This window comes from Salmonella sp. SSDFZ69 (genome assembly GCF_004010755.1).
Taxonomy (GTDB): Bacteria; Pseudomonadota; Gammaproteobacteria; order Enterobacterales; family Enterobacteriaceae; genus Salmonella; species Salmonella enterica.
The window spans coordinates 21,059-33,303 of record NZ_CP034833.1 but is presented as its reverse complement, the minus strand read 5'-3'; the positions used below and the strand labels follow the sequence as shown (position 1 = coordinate 33,303).

The window sequence follows — 12,245 nt, the reverse complement described above, 5'->3', positions numbered from 1 at the left end:
AAACATGAGAGCTTCCTCGGTTAAACATGATAACTTCCTCGGTTAAACATGAGAGCTTCCTCGGTTAAACATGAGAGCTTCCTCGGTTAAACATGAGAGCTTCCTCGGTTAAACATGAGAGCTTCCTCGGTGATATCCACAAAATGTGTCATAAGAATACTAATTCGTTGTTCTTTCTGGTGAATCTATTTTGAATCTGTTGTTAATCTGCCTTGAATCCAGTGTGGATTTTGAGCATGGATTACCTTTGTGAGATAAATCACAGATATGAAACATGAGAAGATACTCGGTTAAACATGATATTGATTGTGTTGTAATATCATGTTTCTGGTGTTAAAGTCTGATTATCAAGAGTGTTGGAACAATGAGAATGACGACAAATAAGACTTCCCTTTCTCGCTTAACAAAAGTGAGACATCGAAATGAATTGAATTCAACGCTGTCAACATTGCCTATGGCTGCTAAAAAAGTCTTATTTTTAGCCATGTGCCAGATAAACTCTAAAAATGAATTCGATGATGATCACATATTTTATGTGACAGTTGCCGATTACATTAAATGGGTTCAGGTTAAGCCTGATGCGGCTTATCTTGCTTTGAGGGATGGCTCTAATATATTAGATACGACGCTTCTTAAGCTGAAACATGATGAAATATTAGAACTGAGTAGTGATTTGGGATTTAAGTTCACTAAAAGTAATGTACCTGATTCAATGAATTTGAGTCTGACTGTTTTTTCTACTTATTACAGGAATGAAGGTAGAGTGGGGATCAAGTTTACGAAAGAAGCGAAAAGATTTTTATGTAAACTTATTGGTGAAGAAAAACGTTATACAACGCAAGTTTTATTATCTGTTGTTCGACTGACAAGTGTTAATGCTGCATCACTATATCAACTCATTCGTAAAATATATAGTAATAATTCTCGCGCGAATAGTTTTGAAATGACAATAGATGAACTTAAAGATGAATTGAATCTTTATACAATAGGGGCGGGGGGGGTGAAGGATTATAAGTATCCAGATTATCCTGCTTTTAAAAGAGATGTTCTTAATAAATCAGTAAAAGAAATCATGAAACATACGGAAGTAAAGAACTTAAGTTTCGTAGTTTCAGAAAAAATTGGGAGAAAAGTTTATAAATTAAAGTTCTCTTATACAATTGGTTATGAGGGCGATACCAGGGAAGACTCAGAGTTTACTAATATGTTTGATAAAATGTACCCACCTGAAAATTGAGGTCATAACAATATGAAGGATAATATCGTAGATTTTCAAAGAATCAGGGACAGCATGAATGATCATTCAACCGATGTTGCAAATGATGCCGTTTATTCTGACAAAAAGAAAATATCCAGGTTCTTTTATCTGCTGACACCTGTCAGATACCTTCTGGCTGCTTCCCTTTATCTGGTTGTTGTTATTCCATTGGGGATTCTTGCGGGATTTCGTTTCTTGTTGCAGTTTTTAGGCGGTATCGCAGTGATGGGTTTAACTATCGCCTGGTACATGGGTGCAGATGTCAGTAGTTACGTTGTTCTTGCTGCATGGATCGCCTTAACTGTTTGTGGTTGCGCAGAGCAGATTTTTGAATGGTGGATCGAAAGCCGTTTTGCGTTCCGTCTTTTTGGTATCGGGAGAACGCCGGAAGAATGAGCGCCGATCTTACAGACAGTAAAGAACAATGCAGGATAGACAATCCGATGTCAAATGTTAACATTTGAATCAGATTGTCCAAAAACGATGTTTTTGCCTGTGCCTGCCGCAGGCTCTTTTAAAAGGAATATGAAATGATATTTAACCGTAATAAAAAACGAGATGAACAACATAATTCTGCTGTTGTTTTGCCATCAGCTGAAAATGTATTCTCTGATTTTATTAAGAACAATCCAGCTTTGACAACCAATGCTTTTACAGCCATTGGGGAGGTTGATTGTTTTACTAAAGTACCCTTACTCTCAAATAATGAATCAGAGTTTTTAGGCATTCTTTCACGTAATATTATACCTGATTATTCCGTTTTTCCCAAAATACGGCTCATTGAATTTGTTCGTCCTCATGGTAGCGAGGAAGCTGTAAAAGATTTAATCCGTGAAGTGCAGAATATAACCTGTGATTTTGTCCTGAAATCATATGATGAAACAGTCCTGGCTGTTATCCAGTTTGGTGAAACCGCAACCGTCAGACAGCAAAAGAAAAAACTGATTATCCAGCGCGTGTGTGCTATGACAGGAATTTCTTTTTTCGAATTTAAAAACACTGTCGATATGATGGGGAGCGAAGATTTTTGTCAGTTCCTGCGGGATGATGAAGAGTAATTAAAAATAAGCCCACATATTTGCGGGCTTAACAGGCTCTTTATTAGTACTTGCTGCATTTGTGATTACTGGCAACACAGTTTTCACTGGGCAGTTTTTGCGGTCGCTTTTAATTATGGTTAGTGGAACTCAGACAGGTAACTCGACCTCTTTACATATTAATAATTGATAGTTTTACCTGGCTTCCTTCAACATTTATTTTGTTGAGGAATTTATTTAAATACGCAATATCTGGAGTGGAACCGCATATTTTCATCAATTCTTGACCGATAGGCGTAAGTAAAGCCGTTCCTATTGGTAGTTTCCAGGTTGATGAATCATCGCTTTGAAACTCAACTGAAAAAACCGTTCCGTAATAACCGATACGACCGTTTTTACTTTTAAAGCCGATTAAACTTGTTCACCCTTCTTAAAAAACACCCACGCAAGCCCTGCCGACATCGCCCACGCAAGCATCATCGACACCACCGTATGGCTCAAAAAATGATCGCCAATAATCATCTTATAGCAGCCCATCGCCCAGCCCAATGCCATCACCACGATGATGATCGCACCACGACGGCGGCGCAAACTTGGCGCAAACGCAAAGGCAAACAGCGCAAATCCGCTACTGGCATGCGCCGCAGGAAAGCACTTATCAGGAATGGTGTTACGCATACTATCAAGCATCGGCAAATACGGCAGCGTACCATCAAAAATCGTCAAATGCACAGGGCAGACCACATGAGTATATGCCTTCAATGACGCGACAACTGTCGGCACTAGGATCAAAGTCAGCACCAGATACGCAAGCTCACGCACGCGAAATTTTGTCACTGGGACAAGCCACTTGGCAGTGATAGCATTGCCCTTTTTCTCATGATAAGCACGGCAAATGGTCGCAACCAGCAAGTAGATCAGCATCGCCATCAGCAGCTTTTTTAGTCCAGAATACAGTAGCAAATCTGGCAAAAAAGCTTGCTTGGCAACCATCCAATGCCCCATACCCAGATAAAACCAATCAGCGACCATCAGATCAATCTGACTGTGCTCAAGGGTCAGCGTGGCAACGATCGCCATGACAAGAGCGATACTCATCTCAGCAAGTAGGCGTTTATTTGATAAATACGGCATAACAAACCCCACCCCACCGCCCATAATACGAATGGAGTGTGCGGTGGGTTTGGAAAAAATACAGGGAGAAATCAGCGGATGAATGCGGTGCGGTCTTTGACTTTGTCCGCGTGACATCAAACAGCTTTAATAATGTCGGCGTGATCGCGTCATGGGTCAGGACGGTATCGGTTGCCATTGGCGTGATGCCAGTTTGCTTATCCGTCCAGAAAAATGCAGGCACACTGCGCTGTTCTTTTGGTGCAAAGGCATTTGGCATACCATGTAGATAGACACCGTTCTCACCCAGACTTTCGCCATGATCGCTGACATACAGCATTGAGACATCATAGGCATTGCTGTGCGTCTGCAGCCACTGGATACTTTGAGCGATGAAATCATCGGTGGCAAGCAAGGCATTGTCATAAGCATTGATCAAGGACTGATGTTCGCACTTGGCAAGCTCATTACCTTCACACACTGGCGTGAATTTGGCAAACTTTTCATCATATCGCTTAAAATACGCAGGCCCGTGATTGCCCATTTGGTGCAGCATGATCAGCATATCTTTGCCGTTATTGGCAGCGACAAAGTCATCTAAGCCAACGAGCATACCGACATCGCGGCATTCGTTATAAGGATTGGTGTTGCAGATGGCGTTGTTGGTCGCGGATTTATAATCGGCAAATTGCGCTTTTGGCAGCTTATCCATCACGCCTTTTGAGTCCGAATTATTATCACGCCACAAGATACTTACGCCCAAGCGATCCAGCGTATCCAGCACATTTCTTGGTATTGGCGTATCGACATCATACTCATCCGCGCCCAGATAGCTGAACATACACGGCACAGAATACGCCGTCGATGTGCCGCACGATGTGACATTGCTAAAATTGGTCACGCCATCGATCTTGGCAAGCTGTGGGAAAGTATCGCGCTCATAGCCATTGAAGCTGACATGATCGGCGCGTGCCGTCTCACCGACGACGAACACCACTAGGCGTGGCTTACGCATATCAGGCTTGGTTGCTTGTACCGCGTCTTTGGCGTGATAAATGGTATCTTTTGGCGCACTGGCTTTTTTATACTCAATACTGGCAAGCTTACCCACCGAGTAGATTGGCATGATCGGATTGACATAGCTACGCAGCGGCTTATGCACGCGAAAGAAACTGGCATAATGACTGCTGAACGCCACCACAGGCAGTAAAATCAGCGCAAGACTTGCCACGATCAAGCCCAATCGGCGCATCAAACCCTTGCCCCAAGTCGGATAATCCACCTTAACAAAAGCCACAAGCAAACTTGGTAGCACACCCAAACCAATGATACGCATGATAAACGCTGCGTTTAATAGATCCTTGGTCTCGGCTTGGTCGGTCTGTAGGGCATTTTGGAGCATGGTCGTATCATAGACCGTGCCATAAGTGTCAGTAAAATAACTGGTCACCGCGCCCATGATTAATAGCAAAATCAACACAGGCTTTAGCACATAGCGATACGATGATAACAGCGTGGTGATCAGTAGCATCGCGCCAAAGAGCACGACAGCGATCGTCAGCACAAAGCCGAGATTGTCCGCGATGGGATAGGTTTGGCTGATTTTATCAAAAAAGGTAAGATTGGCGGTCGCGGTCAAGAAAACGGCAACACTCGCCACAAGAACAAACGGACTGACCGAGCGTCGGTACCACACAGAAGTATGCTGCATCATGAGAAACTACTCAAAAATAAACGGTGGGATAATTGCGGCAATCATACTGCAATTTTTTAAGAAATCCAGTACAATTTATCTGATATAAAAATTATGCGATACAGAAATATTTCAGAAATTTTATTAGGCAATCATTGCGCAATCCCATACTGAATATACACTTGAGAGTATTTATAATTTGTATCTTAAACTATAACCAATGCCTTGTTGAATAACGCCTAAGGAGTCTAAAACCGAAAGTTTATCGAAAGTTATACCTTCAGTATCTCCATTCTCATCGGTAAATAAAATTGGAGTGAGTTTGTTTGCCTGCCAAACAAACTTTCCAAAATAAGTAATAAGGTTCGCTTCTTCTTTGCTTATAGTGGATAATAGTTTTAAGGTTCTACGACTAAACGAACCTTTTGACTTTGCTTCTTCGGATAAAATTCTTCCCCAAAGCATTTGCATTTGTTCGTCACTAATATCCTCACACTCCCTGAAGAAAGCCTCTATCCAATCTTCGTCAATATCAGAAACATTATCACTCTCAGATAGACTTTGTGCTGCTTGCATTGTTATATTTTCAATGTTTTCCTGTCGTTTCGTTTCACGTTTGAGAAAACGCTCAACTGCCCGTTTTTCTATTCCCTCAAGCTCTAACCTAGAAATTAGCTCTGTGCGTTTAGCTTCAGCTTCAGCCTTCGCTTTTTTCCTGATTCTTGTAGGTTCATAAAGCACACCAATAGCATCACTTATTTTTTCAATAAGTTTTGTTCCTGGTTCTGATAATCCTGATAAACTTAAATCGATAAGGCTCATCTAGTGCTCCTAAATACCCGTGCAACAACTGTACAAGGGTATTTTATTGCAAGAGTAACTAAAAATGAATCACAACTACATTTAAAAGTGATGAAGTTAGTACATTCAGATAAGTATCTAAAAGAAAATGATAAAGAGTTTATTGGGCCACTTGCTATGATTAATCATTTCTGTCAGCTCTGAACCACAAATTAATGAGTTCGTTTTCGTCCAGATCCTGATAAGCCAGTAATGCTGCTTTGATTATTTTTGTCTTGGGACGATGCAGTCTTTTTGATTCGTTATCAATGAATTCAAGCAATTCATTCGGTATGCGGAATGAAGCCAGTTTTGTTTTGTTCTCTGTGGGGCGTTTTCCTGCGTCCTGAACAAATTTTGTGGCGTTCACTTCCTGGTTTTGTTCTAGTTCTGGTAGTTCCAGCTTTGCCATGATGTACCTTCTAATCTGATTGTTTCACACTAATGTATATCATGATGATGTACATTAGTGTATGTCACTATGATTTACAGTTCCAGTTCTTTCAGCAAGAGTTCGATTTGTGCTTTTGCCTGGCTGGCACCGCTAACATTACTTTTTAACTCGTGAACCCCCATTCCCTGATTCATTGCTCTTACAAAGGCCCGGAGAAAAGAAACCGTGCTTTTCATTGGTTTAAGCCAGTAATCATGGCTGTTGAGAGAGTCTCTTAATTCTTGTTGTTCACTGAACGTATTTGGCTGGCATTTATACAGGAGCACATGTGCAGCCAGCCTGGGATTTATTTTTTGCGCATCCCTGACAATTTTTGTCACAGTCTGAAGACTGTCTGCTTCCACCTGGGCAAGCGGGTCGATCGGGACAATCACAATGTCTGCAACTTTTAGTGCAGTTCTGAACTCCGTGCTGTCATATCCGGCAGTATCTATAATGAGGATTTCTGCTACATCTGCCATTTTTGTTATTTTGGCACTGATGTCGCCATAGGCTTCATTTAATGCGACGGGCGGTAATCCGGCCTGTTCTCTGCGTTTATTCCATTTTTTGGTCGAGCCATTCAGGTCTGTTTCAACAAGCCCCGTTCTCTTTCCCTGTTGTGAGAGGCAAACAGTTAAGTTGGTTGCCAGATGTGATTTACCTGTACCGCCTTTATCACCACCGATTACGATAATCATAGTACCCCTTGTATGTCACAGTGATTTACTCATGTGTATTTCTATGTGATGTACGCATGCGTATGTCACATGGACATACTATAGTGTATGTCACAATGAATTACAATGATGTACATCATGAAGAAATACATTATTGTATGTCAGTGTGATGTACCCGTTGGTTGGTCACTTGAAAGCAAAAGTGACAGCGTTACTTTCGGTATCCTCCCTTGCTGCGAAACCTTGTGGCAATACAGCAATGAGTATGTTTAGTTACAACATTCAAAATTAAGCGATTAGATTCCGCCCGTACGGGCGGGGCGCGCCACTTTCTGTAGTGGGGAGGGGCAGGGAGGTTATGTTTGCTGGATGAGCGGAGGATGGAATGAGCTATTAGAATGTTGTAACTAAAGGGTATCCCAATTAAAGGCCACTTACGCGGCCTTTGTCTGTCGGTTCTTCGGTCTGGTGACATACCACGATAAACATCCCACAGCAACACTCATAAGCATTCCGGATAAGCGATCATCGATGCCAGGAAACAGGCAACCGACAAACATCGCAACAGGGAAAGGAAGAAGTAAACAGCGCCCCAAAATGCTCATAAAATCCATAAATCCTCCTTTTTTGTTAAAGGGCAGGAAGCGGTTCACTTCCTGCCCTTAGTTACGTTTCCGTTGTCATCAATCGATGAATTGGCGGATCAGTTCCAGAACTGCAATCAGCGCGTTTGCAACGGCGACCACAGCTCTGAGAACGATGATTAACATATTAATCATCCGTTTCTCCAGTAAAACTGGAGGAAATCACCGTTGCTTGCTCATACACTGCCTGTCACAACGGCTCTCTCGCATTGTTAGGTGTAGAGTGACCTCCTCCTGCCAGAGCACCGAATACAGCACCACCTGTTTATCCAGCCAGGACTTTAAAATCGTTCATACCCGCAGATACGGGAACAGCAGGATTGCAAGCCAACTACATGACTAACTGACTGATTATACGCTACACAAAACACCCGTTACACCACTAAATGTGGTTCCTTAACCACATTTAGTTGCTTTACAGCACCATAGTGAATAAAATGTAAACGTTAGGTGTAGAGTAACCTTCTCCGGTCAGAGCCACCAACTCAAGACTGGAAAACGCAAAAAAGCCCGATTACCAGTCGGGTTTTTTTGTGCCTGTCGTTCGGCTGTAGTTCCGTTTTTTCTCCTTCATTTGAGGGATTTTTCTTTCATTTTTTTTGTTGCTTCCAATACTGCCTGTCGCGTTGGCCAACAGCTTGACGCGTTACCGGCATTTTCATTACTCAATATTTTTCAGTGAATTAAAATGCAACAGCGACAGAAAAGGACATTCAGCTTTTTAGATGAATGCTATAGCAACGGTGTGCTACGTAAAATCTGCGAAAAAAGCAGGGGTAGGGTAGGTTATTTTTCACGTAGCAACGCCATCTGGCACTGTACATAGGTATGTCACACAGACATACCTATGTGTATGTCTGTGTGAGGCACTGTTGCAAAGTTAGCGATGAGGCAGCCTTTTGTCTTATTCAAAGGCCTTACATTTCAAAAACTCTGCTTACCAGGCGCATTTCGCCCAGGGGATCACCATAATAAAATGCTGAGGCCTGGCCTTTGCGTAGTGCACGCATCACCTCAATACCTTTGATGGTGGCGTAAGCCGTCTTCATGGATTTAAATCCCAGCGTGGCGCCGATTATCCGTTTCAGTTTGCCATGATCGCATTCAATCACGTTGTTCCGGTACTTAATCTGTCGGTGTTCAACGTCAGACGGGCACCGGCCTTCGCGTTTGAGCAGAGCAAGCGCGCGACCATAGGCGGGCGCTTTATCCGTGTTGATGAATCGCGGGATCTGCCACTTCTTCACGTTGTTGAGGATTTTACCCAGAAACCGGTATGCAGCTTTGCTGTTACGACGGGAGGAGAGATAAAAATCGACAGTGCGGCCCCGGCTGTCGACGGCCCGGTACAGATACGCCCAGCGGCCATTGACCTTCACGTAGGTTTCATCCATGTGCCACGGGCAAAGATCGGAAGGGTTACGCCAGTACCAGCGCAGCCGTTTTTCCATTTCAGGCGCATAACGCTGAACCCAGCGGTAAATCGTGGAGTGATCGACATTCACTCCGCGTTCAGCCAGCATCTCCTGCAGCTCACGGTAACTGATGCCGTATTTGCAGTACCAGCGTACGGCCCACAGAATGATGTCACGCTGAAAATGCCGGCCTTTGAATGGGTTCATGTGCAGCTCCATCAGCAAAAGGGGATGATAAGTTTATCACCACCGACTATTTGCAACAGTGCCCTGTGTGATGTATACTTGGCGGGTTATTCTGCCTGTTCCGGCTTAGTTTTCTCAATGAGGAAATCTTCCATGAAATGCCCCTCATCAAGCAGCTTCTGTAAAGCAAGCGGACGCTTGCCATTACCAGACCATTCTCTGATCTCGCCATTTTCATCCTTAAAGCGGTATTTAGCCTTTCTTACTCCGCCTTTGGCTTTCCGCCTGGTTTTTACTGTATCTGCTGTTACAGGAGCAAGGAGTGATTCGGGATCAAGACCTAAAGATATGATGTATTCAATGGCCTGCTGACGTTTGGCTTCAAGTTCCTGGCGTTCAGCCGCTTCACGTTCAGCATCTTCACGACGTTCTTCAATAACAACGTTGAGCTTTTCCTGCATTTCGAGCAACTGCTCAAAATCAATCTCACGGGCAAAAACACGCAATGAACGAATATTCATCATAGTACGGCTGATAATGCCGTATTCATCTTCTTTAGTCAGTTCGCTCATATAATTAATCCTCTTATTTAGTGTACGTACTTCCAGACGCCGGAAGGCACCTTATCATAAAGTTTATTCATCACCAGTTCTGCTCGGCGATGATCTGCGGCAGAATAAAATGCCTCTGATTCTGATAAAGGCAGTTTGTAACGGTTAATCTCAATAACTTTTTCAAGAGTATCTCTTGATGTACATTTTCTTAACTGAAAAAGCCATTCCTGCTTTGTTTTCACTTCTTAGCCCTTGCCGGAAAACCCAGCTTCCCTGTTTTCTTATCCTCAAGGACAAGAACTGTATCATACGTTCCACCACTTTTCTTTTTAAATCCCTTAATCAAATCGGTTTTCCCTGATTTAACCAGTTTTTCGGCCTGTGCCTGGGTGATTTTCTTACCAGAAAACTCACTCCAGATTTTAAATTCACATCCGGTACAGAAATAACCTTTCGGCCTGATAACAATATGTTTACCACAGGAAGGGCAGGGAGAGTCCAGGCGTTGAAACTGCCCTGCTGGCGCAGCGGGTTCAATCTTCATCTCGCCCAGGTCAACATCAGAAATCATGCCTGTCAGTTCACCGTACAGATCATTAATAAACTGTTCAACCGTCAGGTCGCCATTTTCTATGGCAGCCTGCTTTTCAGACCATAATGCTGTCATATCAGGATTAACCGCTATACCAGGCAGGGCATCAATAAGCGCATATCCGGTATCAGTAGGAATAAGTTTCCCTTTTTCCAGCGTGATATAGTTTCTTTTCTTCAGCGTTTCCAGAATGGCTGCGCGGGTAGCTGGCGTACCAATGCCACCATGTTCATCTTTTTTGTCTTTATCCTTATCCTTCAACAATTTTTTAATTGTTGGATCAGTGACAAAATCCGCGACACGAACAAGCGCAGCAAGCAAGGAGGCTTCGGTGAATAACGGCGGCGGTGTTGTTTTCTTCTCATTAACAATAACTTCTTTTGTCGTCAGTGTTTCTCCTGTGCGAATTTTACAGAGCAGTTCAAAAGCGGAATCATCATTATCTTCTGATTCACCTTCGTCTGTGGTTTCCGCGCCAAGAAACGCCTCAAATCCGCTGTCAGTTGTTTTTCTGGCACGGGCATAGAACGACTCATCACCACACTGAATGGCAACCGATACTTCCTGGTATGCTTTTTCAGGCATGAACTGAACAAGATAGTGTTGTGCGATCGCCAGGTAAACATTGCGCTCGTCGGTGCTGAGTGCGTTAACATCAGGCACACTGGCGGTCGGGATTATCGCAGTATGCGCAGTCACCTTTGCACTGTTAAACGCTTTGCTTTTACGTGCAGAATCAATATCCAGCGACTGAGGAAAGACTGATTTCAGGGCATCGATAACCTGCGGCGCTTCGCTGAATTGTTCATCTGAAAGATATGAGCAGTCAGAGCGGTTATACGTAATTGCTTTATATTTTTCGCGTAGTTGTTGCGTAATATCCAGCGTTTTTTGTGCCGTCATTTTAAACTTCTTGTTCATGTATTGCTGGAGTCTGACCAGATTAAACGGCAACGGCGCAGCCGTTTTTTTATCATCAGTTGCTGCTGCTTCAACTGTAGCCGGTTTTCCTGCAAGGGATGCAGCCGTTCCGTCTGCCCACGCTTTATCAAGTAATTTACGGTCTGTCAGCGGAGCAAATTCCCCTGGCTTCCAGTTCGCCCTGATAACATCAGCACCACGCTGAAAGACTCCGGTCATGGTGTAGTAAAAACTGGATTTATGGTTCTGGTTAGCACGGGTACGATTCACAATCAGGCCAAGAACGGGAGTCTGGACGCGCCCGACAGACAGAACGCCCTGATATCCTCTGGCTTTTGCCGGAATGGTGTACGCACGTGTCATAGAGAAGCCATAGACGGCATCGGCAACTGACCGCGCCAACGCCTTAAGGTAAAGTCCTTTGAAATCACGATTGTCTTTAAGATTTGCCAGTGCCTTTTTCACTGCCGGAAGCGTGTTGTCGTTAATCAGAACGCGCTTTACGGGTTTTGTGTTGCCTGCATATTCCAGGACTTCATCAACCAGTAGCTGTCCCTCATCATCAGGATCGCCAGCGTGAACAATTTCAGTCACGTCTCCACGTCTGATAAGTTCGAGAATCGTTTTAACCTGTTTTGCTGCACTTTCAACAGGCTGATACTTCACGGGATAAAGACGTAAAGGAAGCGTTTCAACCTTCCAGGCTTTGTATTCAGGATTATAGTTTTCCGGCGGTTGTGATTCGATAATATGACCAAAACAGTTAGTCACAATGGCGTTATCACTTTCAAACCAGCCATCATGGCGGGTAAAATTGCCACCAAGTGCCTTAACAATATCATTTGCTACTGCGGGTTTTTCTGCGATAAAAAGTCTCAT

Annotated in this window: 12 protein-coding genes and 1 pseudogene; 3 read left to right on the top strand and 10 right to left on the bottom strand. The window is 43.5% G+C overall.

All coding sequences use genetic code 11. The features are described 5' to 3' along the window. Positions 1-370: 370 nt before the first annotated feature. The 3 genes from EOS98_RS24565 (at position 371) to EOS98_RS24555 (ending at position 2,316) form a co-directional block, all read left to right on the top strand. Positions 371-1,237, top strand: a complete 867-nt coding sequence (locus EOS98_RS24565) for a replication initiation protein (protein WP_001353743.1) — start codon at positions 371-373, stop codon at positions 1,235-1,237. 12 nt (positions 1,238-1,249) lie between these two features. Then, on the top strand, positions 1,250-1,654 hold the full coding sequence (locus tag EOS98_RS24560; protein ID WP_012421203.1) for a hypothetical protein: 405 nt from the start codon (positions 1,250-1,252) through the stop codon (positions 1,652-1,654). Positions 1,655-1,788: 134 nt separating this feature from the next. Beyond that, a complete protein-coding gene (locus EOS98_RS24555; RefSeq protein WP_000577043.1) occupies positions 1,789-2,316 on the top strand; it encodes a DUF2726 domain-containing protein in 528 nt (175 codons plus the stop codon). Between the two features lie 390 nt (positions 2,317-2,706). Here the strand turns inward: EOS98_RS24555 and EOS98_RS24545 are convergent, their stop codons facing one another. From EOS98_RS24545 to EOS98_RS24485, 10 genes and pseudogenes are all read right to left on the bottom strand, one after another. After that, positions 2,707-3,429, bottom strand: coding sequence for a PAP2 family protein (locus tag EOS98_RS24545; RefSeq protein WP_039003037.1), 723 nt, complete (start codon positions 3,427-3,429; stop codon positions 2,707-2,709). A gap of 71 nt (positions 3,430-3,500) precedes the next feature. Further along, positions 3,501-5,122, bottom strand: a pseudogene (locus tag EOS98_RS24540) (MCR-1 family phosphoethanolamine--lipid A transferase). A 171-nt stretch (positions 5,123-5,293) separates the two neighbouring features. After that, positions 5,294-5,923 (bottom strand): DUF2806 domain-containing protein, encoded by a 630-nt coding sequence (locus EOS98_RS24535; RefSeq protein ID WP_223424520.1) that lies wholly within the window; start codon positions 5,921-5,923, stop codon positions 5,294-5,296. Between the two features lie 160 nt (positions 5,924-6,083). Next, positions 6,084-6,353, bottom strand: a complete 270-nt coding sequence (locus EOS98_RS24525; RefSeq protein WP_001086090.1) for a hypothetical protein — start codon at positions 6,351-6,353, stop codon at positions 6,084-6,086. A gap of 74 nt (positions 6,354-6,427) precedes the next feature. After that, positions 6,428-7,075: a division plane positioning ATPase MipZ gene (locus tag EOS98_RS24520; protein WP_000587671.1), complete on the bottom strand. Its 648-nt coding sequence runs from the start codon at positions 7,073-7,075 to the stop codon at positions 6,428-6,430. Positions 7,076-7,737: 662 nt separating this feature from the next. Then, on the bottom strand, positions 7,738-7,833 hold the full coding sequence (dqlB, locus tag EOS98_RS25060; protein WP_021534057.1) for a DinQ-like type I toxin DqlB: 96 nt from the start codon (positions 7,831-7,833) through the stop codon (positions 7,738-7,740). Between the two features lie 782 nt (positions 7,834-8,615). Beyond that, positions 8,616-9,320 carry an IS6-like element IS26 family transposase gene (locus EOS98_RS24500; protein ID WP_001067855.1) on the bottom strand — a complete coding sequence of 235 codons (705 nt, stop codon included), beginning with the start codon at positions 9,318-9,320 and terminating at the stop codon, positions 8,616-8,618. Positions 9,321-9,406: 86 nt separating this feature from the next. Then, entirely contained in the window at positions 9,407-9,871 is a 465-nt protein-coding gene (locus EOS98_RS24495) for an H-NS family nucleoid-associated regulatory protein (RefSeq protein WP_001293134.1), read from the bottom strand. Between the two features lie 17 nt (positions 9,872-9,888). After that, entirely contained in the window at positions 9,889-10,095 is a 207-nt protein-coding gene (gene hha, locus EOS98_RS24490) for a hemolysin expression modulator Hha (RefSeq protein WP_000850859.1), read from the bottom strand. Beyond that, entirely contained in the window at positions 10,092-12,245 is a 2,154-nt protein-coding gene (locus EOS98_RS24485; RefSeq protein WP_001235745.1) for a type IA DNA topoisomerase, read from the bottom strand. Before EOS98_RS24485 ends, hha begins: the two co-directional genes overlap by 4 nt.

Coding starts and splice junctions, on each gene's coding strand:
- EOS98_RS24520 (WP_000587671.1), bottom strand. CDS start 7,075: ATGATTATCGTAATCGGTGGTGATAAAGGCGGTACAGGTAAATCACAT.
- EOS98_RS24485 (WP_001235745.1), bottom strand. CDS start 12,245: ATGAGACTTTTTATCGCAGAAAAACCCGCAGTAGCAAATGATATTGTT.
- EOS98_RS24500 (WP_001067855.1), bottom strand. CDS start 9,320: ATGAACCCATTCAAAGGCCGGCATTTTCAGCGTGACATCATTCTGTGG.
- EOS98_RS24535 (WP_223424520.1), bottom strand. CDS start 5,923: ATGAGCCTTATCGATTTAAGTTTATCAGGATTATCAGAACCAGGAACA.
- EOS98_RS24495 (WP_001293134.1), bottom strand. CDS start 9,871: ATGAGCGAACTGACTAAAGAAGATGAATACGGCATTATCAGCCGTACT.
- EOS98_RS24565 (WP_001353743.1), top strand. CDS start 371: ATGACGACAAATAAGACTTCCCTTTCTCGCTTAACAAAAGTGAGACAT.
- EOS98_RS24560 (WP_012421203.1), top strand. CDS start 1,250: ATGAAGGATAATATCGTAGATTTTCAAAGAATCAGGGACAGCATGAAT.
- EOS98_RS24525 (WP_001086090.1), bottom strand. CDS start 6,353: ATGGCAAAGCTGGAACTACCAGAACTAGAACAAAACCAGGAAGTGAAC.
- EOS98_RS24555 (WP_000577043.1), top strand. CDS start 1,789: ATGATATTTAACCGTAATAAAAAACGAGATGAACAACATAATTCTGCT.
- EOS98_RS24545 (WP_039003037.1), bottom strand. CDS start 3,429: ATGCCGTATTTATCAAATAAACGCCTACTTGCTGAGATGAGTATCGCT.
- dqlB (WP_021534057.1), bottom strand. CDS start 7,833: ATGATTAATATGTTAATCATCGTTCTCAGAGCTGTGGTCGCCGTTGCA.